Annotated in this window: 10 protein-coding genes; 5 read left to right on the top strand and 5 right to left on the bottom strand. The window is 41.2% G+C overall.

What is annotated here, in order from left to right; genetic code table 11:
• Positions 1–364 precede the first annotated feature (364 nt).
• A complete protein-coding gene (locus AAEZ22_RS13060; protein ID WP_352297519.1) occupies positions 365–2,908 on the bottom strand; it encodes a TonB-dependent receptor plug domain-containing protein in 2,544 nt (847 codons plus the stop codon).
• A 494-nt stretch (positions 2,909–3,402) separates the two neighbouring features.
• On the opposite strand from AAEZ22_RS13060, the gene hemH reads away from it, so the two are divergent.
• Positions 3,403–4,422 (top strand): ferrochelatase, encoded by a 1,020-nt coding sequence (hemH, locus tag AAEZ22_RS13055; RefSeq protein WP_011329752.1) that lies wholly within the window; start codon positions 3,403–3,405, stop codon positions 4,420–4,422.
• Between the two features lie 225 nt (positions 4,423–4,647).
• Here the strand turns inward: hemH and AAEZ22_RS13050 are convergent, their stop codons facing one another.
• On the bottom strand, positions 4,648–5,805 hold the full coding sequence (locus AAEZ22_RS13050; RefSeq protein WP_086998222.1) for a benzoate/H(+) symporter BenE family transporter: 1,158 nt from the start codon (positions 5,803–5,805) through the stop codon (positions 4,648–4,650).
• 184 nt (positions 5,806–5,989) lie between these two features.
• Positions 5,990–7,210 carry an alkaline phosphatase family protein gene (locus tag AAEZ22_RS13045; protein ID WP_350551358.1) on the bottom strand — a complete coding sequence of 407 codons (1,221 nt, stop codon included), beginning with the start codon at positions 7,208–7,210 and terminating at the stop codon, positions 5,990–5,992.
• Positions 7,211–7,544: 334 nt separating this feature from the next.
• On the opposite strand from AAEZ22_RS13045, the gene dgt reads away from it, so the two are divergent.
• The gene (dgt, locus tag AAEZ22_RS13040; RefSeq protein ID WP_041454886.1) at positions 7,545–9,011 is read left to right on the top strand and encodes a dGTPase; all 1,467 of its coding nucleotides are present in this window, start codon (positions 7,545–7,547) and stop codon (positions 9,009–9,011) included.
• A 69-nt stretch (positions 9,012–9,080) separates the two neighbouring features.
• The gene (locus AAEZ22_RS13035) at positions 9,081–10,646 is read left to right on the top strand and encodes a cell surface protein (RefSeq protein WP_350551355.1); all 1,566 of its coding nucleotides are present in this window, start codon (positions 9,081–9,083) and stop codon (positions 10,644–10,646) included.
• Positions 10,647–10,928: 282 nt separating this feature from the next.
• Here AAEZ22_RS13035 and gshA read toward each other — a convergent pair whose 3' ends face one another.
• On the bottom strand, positions 10,929–12,446 hold the full coding sequence (gshA, locus tag AAEZ22_RS13030; protein WP_350546815.1) for a glutamate--cysteine ligase: 1,518 nt from the start codon (positions 12,444–12,446) through the stop codon (positions 10,929–10,931).
• Between the two features lie 588 nt (positions 12,447–13,034).
• Between gshA and AAEZ22_RS13025 the strand changes: the two genes are divergently transcribed.
• A complete protein-coding gene (locus AAEZ22_RS13025) occupies positions 13,035–14,762 on the top strand; it encodes a potassium/proton antiporter (protein ID WP_089369055.1) in 1,728 nt (575 codons plus the stop codon).
• A gap of 91 nt (positions 14,763–14,853) precedes the next feature.
• Here the strand turns inward: AAEZ22_RS13025 and AAEZ22_RS13020 are convergent, their stop codons facing one another.
• Positions 14,854–15,741 carry a LysR substrate-binding domain-containing protein gene (locus AAEZ22_RS13020; RefSeq protein WP_089369321.1) on the bottom strand — a complete coding sequence of 296 codons (888 nt, stop codon included), beginning with the start codon at positions 15,739–15,741 and terminating at the stop codon, positions 14,854–14,856.
• A 144-nt stretch (positions 15,742–15,885) separates the two neighbouring features.
• Between AAEZ22_RS13020 and AAEZ22_RS13015 the strand changes: the two genes are divergently transcribed.
• Positions 15,886–16,341, top strand: a complete 456-nt coding sequence (locus tag AAEZ22_RS13015) for a DoxX family protein (protein ID WP_058374694.1) — start codon at positions 15,886–15,888, stop codon at positions 16,339–16,341.
• Positions 16,342–16,373 lie beyond the last annotated feature (32 nt).

Raw genomic sequence — 16,373 nt, 5'->3', positions numbered from 1 at the left:
TCTGGTTAAGAGATTTACTAACGTACTAAATCATAGTTATATTTAAATTTATTTTCTCTAGCCAGAGATTTTCAGTGAAAACAAGGCGAATTTACGCGTCAATAGCTGGCCTATTGCAAGTAAATTCAACGCAGTTAGCGCTGAAAGTAGCTGCTTGAGATATATTTATTATCCAAAGTTCAGGTTACTTATATATGGCGATTGTATGCTTAATTTACAAGCTTGCAAGTGATTTAAAGCGCCATTTAAAAAATATGTCACACCCCCTTTTCCTCCTATTTCACAGCCCTCATTTGTATAAAATTAAGGCAAAAAAAAGCGCAGTAAATAACTGCGCTTGTTACTGTTTAGCTGCTATTAAATATTAAAAGCTAAAGCTTAATTTTGCATAGTAGCTACGGCCATCAAAACCATAAGGTACGGCACGTAATGGGTATTTAAATCCGCCATTAGAGATAAAGTTAAGTACTTCATCATCACCTAATTCATCTGGCGTTTCGTCAAATACGTTATCAGCACCAACCGATACAGCAAACGTATCGTTAATTTGGTAAGTCACGTTTAAATCAACCAATACTGCTGACTCAACCGTGCTGGTAGGCTTAAACGAACCCGTAGGTGATAAAAACCCAGGTAACGAAATATGGTCGTTAGCAAAGTATTTAACATCGGTTTCGCCAAAGTAGTTAAAGCGTATCATTGAACTATAAGCATCGCGCTCATAATCAAAGGTTAACGTACCACGCTCACCTGGTTGGCCGTCCGTTAAAAAGCTGCTTTGTATATCATCAAGCGCGACATTTTTTGGAATACCGGGTGCTGCATTTACATTATCAATTTTAGTTTCGTTTAGGTTACCCGCAAAAGTAATACCTAAGTTACCACCGTCCAATTCAGTACGGTAAGATGCAATAATATCAACACCTTGCGTAGTTGAATCTAAAGAATTTGAGAAATAGTTTGCTTGCACTGCACCGGTTGCTTGTAATGCAGCAACTGCCTCTGCACTAAATGCCACATCATCTGCTGATAATAAACTACCTAGCGTTATACGGTCTTTAATTTCTACGTGGTAAAAATCAACCGTTAACGAAAGCTCGCTGGTTACATCATAAACAAAGCCTGCGCTTAAGTTTTTAGATGTTTCTAGCTCTAAACTATTAACCCCTAAAGCAGAAGGAAATGCCGAACCTGTGGTTGCTGTAAACGATTGGCTTAACGTGCCGTCTGAGCCTAAGTTAGTGGTAAACGCTGTATAGCCACTTTGTTGTAACGACGGTGCTCTAAAGCCTGTAGATGCAGCAGCGCGCACGGCAAAGTCATCATTAAACTCATAACGCGTTGCTAATTTACCAATTAAATCATCGCCTGCATCCGAGAAGTCTTCGTAGCGCAGTGCACCACTTACGTTCCATGCATCGGTGATCATGGTTTCAGCATCTACATAAAATGCATAACTGTCGCGGCTTTGTGAATTTGACGCTTCAGGGCGCAAACCGTTATAAGCTTGAAAACCACACTCTGCAAATTGATTAGCATCGTTAACTGACGGATACGAGGTATCCATATTAGCTAAACCACACGCATAAGAAGCTTCTTCCCCTGGGACTATTTCGTAATTTTCTTTACGGTACTCTGCGCCAAACGACAAATAAAGAGGCTCACTACGACCAATATCTATAATGCCATTAATGTCGGCATTAACTGTAGTTTGATCAAAACGGAAACCACCTGAATACCCACCACTTGGGCCCGCATTAGCCGCTATATCAGCGTCACTCGCATTTGGGTTATTAGCAACATACTCTGCCGCATACGAGGCATTAATGCTGTTACGTGAAGTAAAGTCGTATTGGTTTTCACCATACACCGCCGATACATCGTATCCCCAGTCGGTATTAATTTCGCCTTTAAGTCCAAGCGCAAGTGAAATATCTTGTGCTTCGTTAAAAATCTGCGGTAAAAAACCATCTGCGTATACTTGAGTTACGTTTTTGCCAGCTTCATTAAAGTTTCGGTAAAAACCATTACCTAAAGCGGTACGTTCAGAATAGCCACCAAATGAGTAAAGTTCATTATCGCCACCAACGGGCAGTGCCATATTATAAAATAATGAGGTAAATTCGCTCTCTGCATTACCTTGGCTCCAGCGTACATCTTTAGAAAGCGTACCAGGTGCTATATCGAGTGAACCGCCAATATCGCGCTCTGCACGGTTCGTACCCTCGGCATCACGGTGCTCAAGTGATAGGTTAATGAACCCACCTTCGCTGCCTAAATCAAAACCGCGGTTTAAGCCAACCGATACTGTTTCGCCATCGCCTTCGCCGGTTTCGCTATATTGTACATAACCTGTAGTAACGCCAGTTGAATTGTTAAGCGATAAGTTAATAACCCCTGCAATAGCATCAGAGCCATACTGTGCTGCAGCACCATCACGCAGTACTTCAACACCTTTTAAAGCAACTAACGGAATCGCATTCATATCGGTGCCTGCTGAACCACCACCAACCGTACTTGTTAAACCAAAAATGGCTTGATTATGACGGCGCTTACCATTTATTAATACTAGTGTTTGATCTGGCTGTAAACCACGTAAAGTGGCAGGTCTAAATAAATCAGAGCCGTCAGATACTTGCGTACGCGAAAAGTTAAATGAAGGTGCGGTTGCTTGTAAGCTTTGCCCAAGTTCGGTAAAGCCACCTTTATTTAGATCGTCCGCGTCAATTAAATCAATAGGAGATGAGGATTCAGTAGAAGTACGATTAGATACGCGTGATCCTAATACTGATATTTGCTCAATATTTTTTACAGCTTTAACCGGTGCTTCTTGTGCGTTAACAATGCTTGGTGCACTAAAAGCAAAAGCAACGGCAACAGCGAGTGTGTTTAAACGATATGTTGACATAGTGACGACCCTGTTTTGTGTGTTCTTATAATTTATGAAAGGCTGTTACATACAAACCTTGCTGCCAACATCCTAGCAACATATATAAATAAAAAGATACTAAAACGCATAAATAATTAGTCTATGTATGCAAATAACTTCTAAAATAGAAAATTAACACCTTTAATAGGTTAAAATACCAGCAATTCGGCATTTTATTTTAAATATCAAAAAGTTAACGTATTATTTACACTGGCCTTCAACTCACTGACTGCTCATTTTACAGCCAAACCATGGTTACTTAGCTTTACAGTCTGTAACCTGGTGTTTACAGTGCACTAAAGTGGCAGGTTTTTTAGTTTTTATATAAAAAGTAATAACCTCAAAGTATCTAATCGTGCTGATTTTTTAAAATTATAATTAAAACAACTAAATGATTGATCTAAACAGTGCTTTTTTTCGTTACACTATGCCTTAATAGTTATTTCTGAATATTTTGCTTGAAGGAGCATAACGTGTCGCGATTTTCTGCCGTTACCGATAATCCCCATGATGGGCGTTTCAATCAAAAAACAGGCATATTACTCACCAACTTAGGCAGCCCTGATGCGCCAACAGCAAGTGCTTTGCGTACTTATTTACGTGAGTTTTTATCAGATCCACGTATTGTAGAAATACCACGTTTTGTATGGATGATTATTCTCCATGGTATTATTTTACGTATTCGCCCAAAACGCTCTGCCAAGCTTTATGAAAGTATATGGACCGAAAACGGCTCACCACTTACCCATATTACTCGCCAGCAAAGCCTAAAATTAAATGCGCTATTAAAAGAGCATGGCTATACCAATACCGAAGTGGTTATGGCTATGCGTTACGGCAATCCTTCAATTGAAGCTGGGTTGGAACAACTTCGCGATAAAGGCCTTACGCGCATAATTGTATTACCGTTATACCCACAATACTCAAGCCCAACTACGGGCTCAACCTTTGACGCGGTATCAAACGTGCTGCGTAAATGGCGCTGGGTTCCTGAGCTGCATTTTATAAACGGCTATCACAAAAATACGCGTTACATAGAGTCGTTAGCTAATAGTATTAGCGAAGATTTAGCAGCCAATGGTATGCCACAAAAACTCGTTTTTTCGTACCATGGTATGCCTAAACTATTTTTAGAACGAGGCGATCCGTATCACTGTTTATGCCTACAAACCACACGTTTAGTAATCGAAAAGCTTGGCCTTGATAAAGACCAAGTAATAAGTACCTTTCAAAGCCGCTTTGGTAAAGCAGAATGGTTAAAGCCTTATACCGACGCTACCCTTGAAAGCTTTCCTGCACAAGGCATTAAAGATATTGCCATAATTAGCCCCGCGTTTAGTGCTGACTGCTTAGAAACCCTCGAGGAGTTAGAGGGCGAAAACCGTGAAATTTTTGAACATGCCGGCGGTGAAAAATACCGTTACATTGCTGCACTAAACGAGCGAGACGATCACATAGACGCTATGTTTGATATATTAAAACCAATGCTTTAAAGGCAGTAAAAGAGCAGGTTTAGGTATCAGGCTTTAGGTATTAACTGACTAAGATCGGTTTGCTGTAGCTTAATCGCACCTTTAGTAAAAAACCTTTTGTCTGCTTAGTGCCTTGTGCACGGGTAAAAGTGAAAATTCACCACAAAGGAGTAGCACCCAGTGGTGAGCTTTTTAATTTTTATACGCCTAAAACCTAGCGCCTAATCGCTTCCCTACAACCTACTTTTAACCCTTACGGATAATAAATAACGTTAATACGCCTGCTATAATTCCCCAGCAGGCAGAGCCTACCGACCACAGGGTTAAATCTGACGCAGTGACTAAAAATGTAATTATGGCGGCTTCGCTATATTGTGAGCTATGCAGTGCTTGCTGCAGGCTTGAAGCAATAGTGCCAAATAATGCAATGCCCGCTAAAGCTAAAATTAATGCTTGCGGTAAGCTGGCCACTACGGCTACTAATGTTGCTGCGCACAGCGCCATAATAATATAAAAAACGCCACCGGCTATGCTCGCCCAATAACGTTTATCGGGATTTTTATCTGCATCTTCACTCATACAAATGGCGGCTGTTATGGCAGCTAAATTAATTGAATAGGTGCCAAATGGCGCTGTTACTAAATTAATAAAACCCGTTACATTAAGTGACGCCGAAATTGGCGCTTTATAATTATGGGCTTTTAGTACTGCAATACCGGGTAAATTTTGTGAGGTCATGGTTACTATATATAAAGGAATACTAATACTAATAAATGCCTGAAAGTTAAAACTTGGGGCTATATAAGCAAAACTACTAGCTTGCCATTGCAAGTTGCTGGTATCAATATGGCCCATATTCCACGCCAGTAATACGCCGGTTATTAGTACACTTAACATAGTAAAACGTGCAAAGTAACGTTTACCTATGCAGTAAACTAATACCATTAAGCCAATCATTAACGGTAATTCGTTCATAAAGTTAAATACGTCAATGCCAAAAGTAACTAATACGCCCGCAAGCATGGCACAGGCAAGCTCACTGGGAATACGGTTCATAACTTTTTCAAACCAGCCCGTCATTCCCGATAAAAATACCAATAGTGCACAGAGCATAAATGCCCCTACGGCCTCATTTAGGTTATAGCCATCGGCGGTAGAAATTAGCAGTGCAGCCCCTGTAGTCGACCACGCAATTAATATAGGCACTTTATAATAATACGATAAAATAATAGAGGTGCTGCCCATTACTAAGCCCAGCATTAAAATCCAGCTGGCTACTAACTCAGGCGTGCCACCAAGCACAATAACCACCTGGTAAATCAGTGCTACTGAGCTGGTAAAGCCAATAATAACGGCCACCAACCCTGCCATTACACGGCTAACTAACTGATCAATCCCTGCCATAAGTTTCTCTATTTATTATTGTTATATTTTTAACATACGTGGCAGTTAAATACTTTGCAATTAGCAAGAGGTCTAATTTGAGTGAAAAATAGTCATGTCAGTTTACAGGCATAAAAAAGCGGCTAATTAGCCGCTTAGGTATTATGTAGTTTACAGCCTAAGCTGTTATTTTTTAGACTACAGATTAATGCACTATCATTTTTCGCTGCACAGCGGGCATTAAGCTTTTACCGTCGCCGTCGGTTTTACTAAGTAGCTTTAGCCCCATTATTTTTGCCAATACCGGATAAATATCTAAGTTATTAACTTGCTCAATACTCATACCCTTTTTAAACGCAGGGCCAACAGCTAAAAAGGTTGCTGCCATATCATCGGTATAAGCATAACCGTGGGTGCCTATAGGGCCTGCTTTTTCTGAACTAGCAAATATTGCTGGTGCCGTTGTTTGCACTACAATATCGCCTACACGGGTGCCTTTATTATAATGATAGCCCGCTAACTGCTCAGCCGTTAATACCGTATAACGCCCTTTAGCTGCTTGTTGTAAACGCGCTTTATAGTCCTCAATATCGGCATTAACCGCCTCAGGTTTTGTATAAATAAGTAACCGCGGGCCGGTATTTTTTACTAAAAAGTTGTCATCTTTAGGTAAACTACTAACTAATATACTTTTAGCTGGATCAAGCTGCGCCATACCATGATCCGACACTATCACTAAGTTTACTTCTTGATCTAATTTGCTTAAACGCGCTTGTAATTGCCCCATTAACTCATCGAGTTGTTTAACTGCATCGCGCGTTTGCATCGCATCGGGCCCATATTTATGCCCCATGCTATCTACCAATGAAAAATAACCTGCAACAAAACGTGGGCGCTGCGCTTTAGGTAAACTTAACCACTGCACTATTTGATCAACCCGGTCTTGATAGTCACTATGCTGCGAGTAATGAAAATAGTAGTCAGGGGTCATGCCGTTAAAACGCGCATCCGACTCAGGCCAAAAATAAACTGCCGATTTAAGTCCCTGCATTTTAGCCAAGTTCCACAACGGCGTACCGCTAACCCAAGTACTATCGGTAAAGCCTTTGCCCATGCTATAGCATTCATTATTACGGGCTTTATCACAAAATCTATTGTCAACAATGCCATGATTAACAGGGAGTAAGCCGGTAATAATTGAAAGATGGTTAGGAAACGTTTTGGTAGGATAAACCGGAATCAACTTTTGTGCTCTTACACCGCGATCACCCATTGCTTTTAAATTAGGCGCACCATGTTTTTCTATATAATCCCAGCGCATACCATCAATTGATATAAGTACTACCGTTTGCTCTTTTGCGGCAAACGCATTACTCATCCCTAATAAAAGGCAAACCGATATTGCCTTTACAATCCACTGTTTCATTTTAATACCCTGTTTAACATAACGTTTATTTATAAAATATGTGTGCAAATGAGCACGTTTGGCTCATCTCTACCAAAGCGCTAAAAATTAAAAGCTACGCTTTTCGCGCCAGCAAGCTGTGCGCCTACAAAGTAACAGCGCGAAGTAAACTCCCGCCTACTTACAATCACCGCACTTGGCTAACCTTTACCTGACATCTAAAAACCTGCTTTGTAATTCGATCTTAAAGCAATATATTAATTTAAGATACAAACTGATAGATTAAAGCAAATTAATGAAAAACATATGACGATGCGCTAAAACTATGCCTGTCATCAGCTTAAAAAAGGACAAGATGATGATCGATTTTAGTAAAAAAATAACCCCCGCACGTATGTATCGCACTACCGCTAACTTACAAATGGCACTAGAGAGCGATCGGGGCCGAATTATAAACAGCGCCGCTATTCGTCGCCTACAACAAAAAACCCAAGTGTTTCCACTAGAGCGCAACGCCGCGGTACGTTCTCGCCTTACTCACTCGTTAGAAGTACAACAAGTAGGGCGCTTTATAGTACAACGTATTTTTGCATCACTAAGTTATCAGCAGCTGCAAGACTACGGACTCACCGAGCTAGAGCGGCCGTTAGAAAGCCTAGTTGAAATGGCCTGCCTAATGCACGATATAGGCAATCCGCCGTTTGGTCACTTTGGTGAAGCCGCCATAAACCATTGGTTTAATAATAATTTAGCAAGTGTAACCCCCGAGCGCTGTAAACAGCCTAACTCTGGTATTGGGGTTGTTTTTAAAAGCCTAGCACACGACATTTGCAGCTTTGAAGGCAATGCCCAAGGCATACGTATTATTCACTCATTACAATTACTTAATTTAACCTACAGCCAAAGTGCCGGTATTTTAAAATATACCCGCCCTGCCGGGCTCGACAAAAAAGAGATACCACAAAACAAAAACTATTTAATGAAAAAGGTCGGTTACTACTACAGCGAAAAAAACTTTGTAGAGGCACTGCAAACTGCGCTTGAAATTCAGCCGTATTGCCGTCACCCTGCAAGTTATATTATGGAAGCCGCCGATGATATTTCCTATTGCCTAGCCGATATAGAAGACGCCGTAGAAAAAGACATAATAAGCACCGAGCTATTATGCCAAAAGCTTAAAAGTCATTATACAAAAGTACTTATAAACCTCACTATAGACGACAGCCAGCATCAAGACTTTGTAAATAAAGCCGTAGACTACGCACTTGAGCGTGCCAACGCACAACCTTATAATTTTAATAGTGAATTTTTTATATACTTACGCGTAGCGCTGCTGCATCCGTTAGTTAATCATGCGGCTAAACGCTTTATTAAACACATAGAACCCATTTATCATGGCGATTTTAACCAAGCACTACTTGAGGATCGCAGCTATTTACACGCACTCACCATAACCCTTAAACAAGTGGCGCTTGAATATGTATTTTCAAACAAAGAAGTAGAAAAACTCGAACTACAAGGCTACCGCATTATTAACGGCCTGCTCGATTGTTACAAACCACTGCTATTATTAAGCAGTGACGATTTTAAACGAGCGCTCAATGGCGATTCACGCTTATTAATAGAATCGCGACTGGTTAAAAAGCTTTCTAAAAAGCACTTAAACAGCTATCAGCACGCCATAGATGCAATGCAAGAAGAGCCTGATCACTTTACCGCCTATGAGTTTTATTACCGCTGTCGGTTAATTCAAGATTATATAAGCGGCATGACCGATCAATTTGCCTACGACGAATATCGCAGCCTAATGGTAATTGAGTAGCCCACAGTAGATATATTTTAAATTAGCGCTTAAAATCAAACTATTGATGCTTAAGCGCTACTGAACTTTATGATAAAAATACTCACACGCCTGACCCTTTGTGTTGCCCTATTTTATAGCTTTAATAGCGCAGCCTATAACCAAGCTATGTGCATACTTATAAAACAAGAAATGCAGCAGCACAGTAATAACAAAACGGGCCGCAGCTACCGCAATGCCGCGCGCGACTATAATAAAAATTGCAATAAGCCGGTAGTAACACCAACTCAGCCAAAACCTAAGCCACATGCTATTGTTAATGATCCAGAGCCGCAGAAGGCACTGCCCGAGCCTATTACTGAGCCGGTTAAAGCGCCTATTGTTGAGCCTTTAAAAACACACTCTGAGGCAGACAATACCGCGAGTATTAATACCGAGTTACAAGCAAGCCCTAGTCAAACAAGCCAAGTAACAACTGATGAACCCGTTACTAATGTAAAAAGCTCAGATATAAAAAGTACTGATGTAAAAAGCACTGATATAAAAAATCCGGCAGCTAAAAGTACACAGACAAACACGACAGAAATAAGCGCAGAGCCCATCGCAGCAGCACAAAAGCCGGCAAATATAAAACCTACGCCAGTATCAAAACCAAATACCGAAAGCGCCGCTTCACTACTGCTACCTAGCTTATTATTATTGCTAATAGTACTTATTGGGGTAATGGTTTTAGTACGTATGCGCCGCTCTAAACAAAGTAATTCTGAGGTGGCAACAGTACTGCCAACGAGCCCAGCTGTTACCACACCCGCTCCTAAACCAGTAGTTAAACCAGCAGTTAAATCAGTAGTTAAATCGGCAGCTAAGCCAAGCCCTAGCGCCGTAAATACGCAAAATACGACAACAGCACAAATTGCGGCAGAATCTGTTTCAATGCAGCAAATTGATGCCGCGCTGGCAAAACCACAAGCAAGTACTAGCGAGCCAGAAACCGTAGCTAAAACAACAAATACAACATTTAGTAATGAAAAACCCAAAACAAAAACAAAAGCAGAGCCCAATACCGCAGAGTTTGAAGCCGCGGCTAAAAACACCTTAGAGCGAATAAAAAATGCCAGCGACTTTGCCGAGCCAGAAGTACGCATGTTCGATCCCGATGCACCACTGCCTACTAAAAAGCAGCGCCAACAACAGGTTACTCAACAAGCGCCAGCAGCAATTAATGATCAAACGCCAGCTCAAAATGCAATTGAGCCCGCCAATATCAGCCCAGAGCCAATTATTGCGCAGCAACCAACAACGAATATACACCCCCCTGTAAACAGCACCACAGAGCAAGCAACTTCATTTAATACCGAGCACGAATTTAAAGAGCCCGAAGTACGTACTTTCGATCCCGATGCACCGCTACCAGGTAGTAAAGCAAAGCCTGTAATAAAAGCAGATACAAACCAACAGCCAGAACCAGTAGCTGAGCCTAAAGAGCAAAATGTGCAAATAGACAACAGCAACCCATTTGCTAACCTATCGCTGGATGATAGCTGGGATCCAAATTCATCGGTAAAACCTAAAATAGCAGAGAAAAAACGTGAACCTAAATCTCAAGCCCTGATCGAAGCCGAGCAGCGTGCTAAAAATATGCAAACTAAAGAATAGAGTTAAAGGTTTTATACATTGGTAAGTTAAGTGCCAATATAAATTTCAAAAAGTGTATTGGCTCATTTGGGGTTTACTTTTATTGTTGTGGTTTATTAATTTCGGCCAGAGTTTGAGGCTTAATTGTAAAAAGTGCGATATAAAATCGCACCTACAAGTAAATCCAAGTACCAAGCTTGATAGGGCGTATTGACCTTGATACGACCCTAGTGCGGTTTACTTTATCGGGGTCGTATCATCTATCTAAAAGCTAAAGCCCGACACCTAAAAGCTGCTCTTTTGCTAAACCTTACCCTCTAACTTTTGCTGCTCTGCGTGTGATGAGCTTACAAGCTGTTTAAAGTAATCGCTTTGTGCTGCGCTCAGTGGCATTTTTTTCCATTGTGCAGTGAGCTCAGTGGCGCGCTGCCCTACCCAATCACTGTGATCCTGATTATTAGCGACAAGCTGCGTCAACATAAGCCCCGACGGAGTTAGCTCTGGCTGTTGTAATAATGGCTTGTAGTGTTGTATCGCCTCACTGTAGCCGCTACCAGCTTGATCAAGTAACTCTGCTATAGCATCTAGCTCTGCAAATAGCTGTTCGCTCCAAGCACTGCGACTAAGATCACCATTAGCAGTTTCTAGCAGTAAATCAGGGCATCGCCCCTGCTCGGTCACACGGGTATGATTGCGTGCCAAGCGCTGTTGTTCTTGCTCGCCAATTTCTGGGCTATCTTGTAATAAGCAAAACAGTAAAAATGTATCTAAAAAGCGAATTTGAGTGTCATCAATACCTAGCGCCAACATGGGGTTAATATCGAGATTCCGTACTTCTATGTATTCAACCCCGCGATCGTTCATAGCCTGCAGTGGTGTTTCACCCGCGTGAGTAACACGTTTAGGGCGAATATCGCTGTAGTATTCGTTTTCAATTTGTAAAATATTATCGTTTAGCTGACGCTTTTCACCATTTACCTCAACCCCTATACGCGTATAAGGTGCATGTGGCGTGTGAAGCGCTTGTGTTAAATCGCGGCTATATTCAGCTAAGTTATTGGTACTTACATTTAAACTCGCTTGGGCATCGTTTTGATAGCCAAAACCACTCATTCGCAACGAAGTTGCATAAGGCATATAAAGCGTATCGCTGCCCAAACTGGCTAACTGATGCGCGCGGCCATCAACAAACGAGTGGCTTAACGCAGGAGATGCACCAAATAAATAAAGCAATAACCAACCATAGCGACGAAAGTTACGGATCAGCGCAAAATACTGAGCAGAACGAAAATCAGCAAGCGAGTCTTGGTTACCCTGTAGAGTTTGATACCCCTGCCAAAAGCTATCCGGTAATGAAAAATTAAAATGAATACCCGCAATACTTTGCATAATACGCCCGTAGCGCATATCTAGCCCACGACGATAAGTGTGCTTCATTTGTCCTTGCACCGAGCTACCATATTGAGCAATAGGCACACTATCATTACCTTGAAGCGCACACGGCATACTTGCTGGCCATATATTTTGCGCGGTTAGTTCAGTGGCAGTATAACGGTGCAATTGTTGTAAAAAGTCGAGTGTGTCATCAATACTTTCAACTGCTGGGGTAATAAACTCCAATAACGACTCTGAGTAATCTGTAGTGATATGAGGATGAGTTAGCGCCGAGCCTAAATTATAAGGATGAGGGTTTTGTGCCAACAAACCATCTGTAGTTACTCGTAAAGCTTCCTTTTCGATACCCCTTTTAATATGTGCCAATGGTTGGATCAAATCAGCATTGGCTAACTGTGTTAGGCGTGGAGTTAGGGATAACGTCATAAAAACCTCTGTAATAATTCAGTTAATCAGGAAGTTTCCCTGATCCTTTTTACTTGTGCTGCTTTCGCGCCTTAACCTAGGCATACGATGACTGTGCTAGTAAAAATAAGTAGAGCATTATATTTCTTATGCATTAATAAATAATCCCCTCATTGTGTAAATGACTTTTACTAAGTGGTAATAGTGCCAAAGGCGAAGTGCAAATTTAAAAAGCAATCTAAAAGGTTAAAAACTAAAGCGGCTAAGTTGACCCAAAACTCTCACTGTAAATATTAAACCTAAAGCGCGAGCTAAAATGACATCTAAAAATGGCCCTTTAACACCGAGCTTGGCAAGTTTTTAGCAGATTACTAATACCTGCTATTTATAACGCTGGCCCTCCCTATTTAATGAGAATAATGCTACAATATCAAAAGCTAAAAACATTTTTGTGTAAACAAACCCATGTTTATTATCGCTTATTATTTTACCTATTAAAAAATGAAAACCAGTTCATACTTAGCAGCAGAGTAACTACTATCCCATGCTCTAGTGCATAACTTACAATAACGACCTAACCCAGCCCTTAGCTACAAATGAGAATAATATATGTTTTTGATTGATCAAATAATATTGTTAGCCGCGGTATTAATTTTACTGGGTATTGTATCCAGTAAATTATCAGCTCGTCTCGGTTTGCCTGTACTGGTAATGTTTTTAATGGTCGGTATGCTCGCTGGTGAAGATGGCCCCGGAGGCATATTTTTTGACAATGCAGCAGCGGCGCATTCTTTAGGTACGCTCGCATTAGCAATGATATTATTTGATGGCGGTTTGCAAACGCCCTTAAAAGCGATAAAAAAAGTCTGGAAACCCGCCTCCGTGTTGGCCACCCTTGGGGTACTAATTACCAGCGCAGTAACTGGAGTTGCTGCCGCATACATGCTTGATATTCCTTTGCTACAAGGCTTATTGTTTGGCGCTATTGTAGGCTCAACCGATGCCGCAGCCGTATTTGCGCTACTGCGTAATGCCGGTATTCATTTAAACACCAAACTAAAAGCCACCCTCGAAATAGAAAGTGCCTCAAACGACCCCATGGCAATATTTTTAACCGTAGGCTTACTAGAGGTTCTGGTAAACGACATGAAGCTAGGCACAGGCCTATTACTCATGTTTGTATCACAAATGGGCTTAGGCGCATTAGTCGGCTTAGCCGTGGGTTGGAGCTCTGTTAAATTAATTAATAAAATTCAATTAGTTGCTACCGGTTTGTATCCGGTATTGGTTGCTGCGTGTGGTTTACTCTCATTTGGTATTACCGCAAACATTGGTGGTAGCGGGTTTTTAGCGGTATTTATTACCGGTGTGGTTATTGGCAACAGCCGTTTTGTGTTTCAGCGCAGTACGTTTTTATTCCACGACGGGTTAGCTTGGTTAGGTCAAATTACCATGTTCGTGGTGTTGGGCTTATTAATAAACCCAACCTCGTTATTAGATGTGTGGTTTGAGGGACTGATCATTGCATTAGTGCTTATATTTATTGCTCGCCCTTTGGCGGTTATTCCGGTGTTAGCGCTATTTGGTTTTAAAGCGCGTGAAATCACCTTAGTGTCTTGGGTTGGGCTACGCGGCTCAGTACCTATTATTTTAGCAATATTTCCTCTTATGTTTGGCCTGCCTGGCGCCGAACTCATATTTAACGTAGTATTTTTTGTGGTGTTAATTTCAGCCACACTGCAAGGCTCAACGCTTGCTTTAATGGCCCGCAAACTAAAGCTTACTTTACCACCGCCAGTGACTCCCGCAGCCACGTTAGAGATCACTGCTTTAGGCGATGTTGACGCCGATATTGTTGAATACACCATAGGCAAAATGTCACGCGCTGTTGGCCGTCGTTTATCGCAATTAGCACTACCCGATAGCACAGTAATGGCAATGATCAGTCGTAATAATAATATTATTGCCCCGCGCGGCTCTACGTTATTACAGGCAGACGATCAGCTATTTATGGTACTAAAACCGCATACCCGCGAGTTTGTTGACTGTGTTTTTTCAAGCACGATTGATCAAGATATTACCGAGCTTTCGGCAAAAGAGCTAAGAGTTAAAGGCAATACCAGCGTAGCCAGCATAGCCTATTCTTACGATATTCATATTGCTGCTGAACCAAACGATACGCTAGAGCAAGTACTAAAAACCTCGCTAAACAGCTTACCTAAGGTAGATGACTTTATTGAACTTGATGACGTAAAACTCACTATTTGTGAAATGGTTGGCGACCGTATTATTACCGTTGGTATTATAATTACCCTAGATGAAAGCCTAGAAGAATAAAGAGCTTACCATGGCTTTTAAGTAGTAAATTACATTTAATACAGCTATTAGCTAACAGCCTTACACGGCTGTTAGCTTTAAAAGCGCAACGTTAAGGTTGTAGTAACAGTGAGGTAAGTCGTTGCAACCCTTTACCTTTATTAGTTATTTTCCAGGCAATAAATAGATCTTGGCAAGGTCGTTGCTCGGTTAGCTTTACCTCCACTAACTGCCCCGACCCTATATACTGCTCAATTAAACGCTTGGGTAAATAACCAATACCTATACCGGCAATAATAGCCGCAATTTTTTGCGCAACAGAGCTAACAAAAAAGCGCTGGGTGCCCTCTATTATATTTGCCGACCATGGAATTTCTTGCTCTGCAGAGTCGTGTACTATCACACTGCGGTACTGAGCAAGGCTACTCATATCGAGTGGTTGCTGCTGCGTTGCTAACGGGTGCGTGCTATTTACCACAAGTACACTTTGATACTCATCTATTTTAACCGCGCGAATGCCTTTTTGGTTCGGCACTGGCGACGGCGCGCCAATAACTAAATCAACTTTATCTTCAATCAGCACTTCCCAGCTGCCGTTCATTACCTGTTCTTGTACATCTATTTCAATATTTTTATGCTCTACTAAAAACTGCTCTATACTGGTAAATATCGGTTTTATATCAATAATAGAATCCAAAGCAATACGAATTTTTGGCTCCCAGCCGTTCGCAATTGTTTGTGTTTGCTCCGACAATGAATTAATCGCCGTAAGCAACTTGCGCCCCTCGGTCAGTAAATGTTTGCCCGCAGGAGTCAACACAGCACGACGCCCCTGACGCTGAAACAAAGTCACGTTTAATTGCTCTTCTAGTTTTTGTACTATGTAGGACAGCGCCGAAGGTACTTTATTTAATTGCTCTGCGGCTGCCGCATAACTGCCACGATGCTCAATAGCGTCAAGCACCAGTAACGCTTCAATACTAATAGGAGGTGTACTCATGGTTTTTTTCATCCAAATAACAACTATTCAAATTATTTGAACATATCAAGCAAATAATAGGCGTTATTTAATTACATAACAACAACTACAATGGCTACATACTCAATTAAACATACTTACTTAACATCAATAAGGGCAAAAATTATGACTATTAAAAATATTGCTAATGTTATCACTAAAACTGAACAATCACTGGCTGCAGTACCACTGCGCGTTATTGCGGGTATTATTTTTGCCGCTCACGGTGCACAAAAATTATTTGCATGGTTTGGTGGTTATGGCTTAGAAGGCACAGGACAATGGATGGAATCAATTGGCCTAGCACCAGGGTTTTTAATGGCCTTAATGGCAGGTAGTGCAGAATTTTTTGGTGGCTTATTTTTAATTGTTGGTCTACTAACAAGACCTGCTAGCTTTGTACTGGCTATTACTATGGTTGTGGCTATATTTACCACTCACATTGATAACGGCTTATTTATGAGCAACAACGGTTACGAATTTGGCCTAGCGCTATTAGCAATCACACTGGCTTTAGTTATCCAAGGTGGCGGTAAATTCTCACTTGATAACGTAATTAACCGTAACTTAAACAAAGCGTAATATTAGTTATTTAAAACACACACCACATAGCT

This window comes from Pseudoalteromonas sp. 20-MNA-CIBAN-0454 (assembly GCF_040308685.1).
Classification (GTDB): domain Bacteria; phylum Pseudomonadota; class Gammaproteobacteria; order Enterobacterales; family Alteromonadaceae; genus Pseudoalteromonas; species Pseudoalteromonas nigrifaciens.
The sequence above is the reverse complement of the archived record's forward strand: the minus strand, read 5'-3'. Positions and strand labels throughout refer to the sequence as shown.

Bases quoted from the DNA above. Each gene is read 5' to 3' on its own strand.
- AAEZ22_RS13060 (WP_352297519.1), bottom strand. From the start codon at position 2,908: ATGTCAACATATCGTTTAAACACACTCGCTGTTGCCGTTGCTTTTGCT.
- AAEZ22_RS13050 (WP_086998222.1), bottom strand. From the start codon at position 5,805: ATGGCAGGGATTGATCAGTTAGTTAGCCGTGTAATGGCAGGGTTGGTG.
- AAEZ22_RS13045 (WP_350551358.1), bottom strand. From the start codon at position 7,210: ATGAAACAGTGGATTGTAAAGGCAATATCGGTTTGCCTTTTATTAGGG.
- dgt (WP_041454886.1), top strand. From the start codon at position 7,545: ATGATGATCGATTTTAGTAAAAAAATAACCCCCGCACGTATGTATCGC.
- AAEZ22_RS13035 (WP_350551355.1), top strand. From the start codon at position 9,081: ATGATAAAAATACTCACACGCCTGACCCTTTGTGTTGCCCTATTTTAT.
- gshA (WP_350546815.1), bottom strand. From the start codon at position 12,446: ATGACGTTATCCCTAACTCCACGCCTAACACAGTTAGCCAATGCTGAT.
- AAEZ22_RS13025 (WP_089369055.1), top strand. From the start codon at position 13,035: ATGTTTTTGATTGATCAAATAATATTGTTAGCCGCGGTATTAATTTTA.
- AAEZ22_RS13020 (WP_089369321.1), bottom strand. From the start codon at position 15,741: ATGAGTACACCTCCTATTAGTATTGAAGCGTTACTGGTGCTTGACGCT.
- AAEZ22_RS13015 (WP_058374694.1), top strand. From the start codon at position 15,886: ATGACTATTAAAAATATTGCTAATGTTATCACTAAAACTGAACAATCA.